1 protein-coding gene is annotated in these 756 nt (G+C 67.9%); it reads left to right on the forward strand.

Going from position 1 to position 756, the window contains the following annotated elements:
* Positions 1-301: 301 nt before the first annotated feature.
* Positions 302-562, forward strand: coding sequence for a cell division protein CrgA (locus AC5LUJ_RS14605; RefSeq protein WP_250282949.1), 261 nt, complete (start codon positions 302-304; stop codon positions 560-562).
* The last annotated feature ends 194 nt before the right edge of the window (positions 563-756 follow it).

The raw sequence follows: 756 nt of genomic DNA on the forward strand, positions 1-756 counted from the left end.
GAGCCGGGGTCGGGGCCAGAGCCGGAGCCGGAGCCGGGGAGCCCGTCGGGCGCGTCCCGGGACGCCCACGGCGCCGGAGCCCTGGGCCTGCCGGGACCGCCCGGATTCCCGGCTCCCGAAGGCGGGCGCGGGAAATCAGGAGCATCTGCTTCCGCCCTTCCGGGTGCCCCGACGCGTCCCGGCACAGTGGATGTCTACCCTGTGAAATGGGCGATCCGTACCCGTGCGGCCTACCGGCCCACCGGCGGCACGGGCGGCACTTCGCCCATGGTGATCATACAGTGCACCGAGGAGCTCTGAAGTGCCCGTTTCCCGGCGTCGCAAGAAGAAGTCGACCAGCGCACCACCCCAGGCCACCCAGCCGCGCAAGCGCAAGCCACCGTCGCCGCCCTGGGTGGGTGCGCTGATCCTCGCGCTCTTCCTGATCGGTATCACCTGGCTGCTCGTCTACTACTTCTCCAACGGGGACATCCCCGGAATGGGCGGCCTCGGCGCCTGGAACATCCTCATCGGCTTCGGCTTCGTCGTGATCGGCCTCGGCGTCTCCACCCAGTGGCGCTAGGAGCGCCGGTCAGGTAACCATACGTATCCCCGCGAACGGTGGCGCACCTCGATGGACGCCGGCCACCGGAGAAGATCGGCGTAATTTTGTCGTTGTGTACGCTTTTGCGGCCAAAAAGCGTACACAACGACAAACTCGCCTGGATCATGGCCTGTGCGGGTGGTCGTGGATGGGATTCGCACCACTTGGCCGGC

This window comes from Protofrankia sp. CiP1_Cm_nod3, from assembly GCF_982290655.1.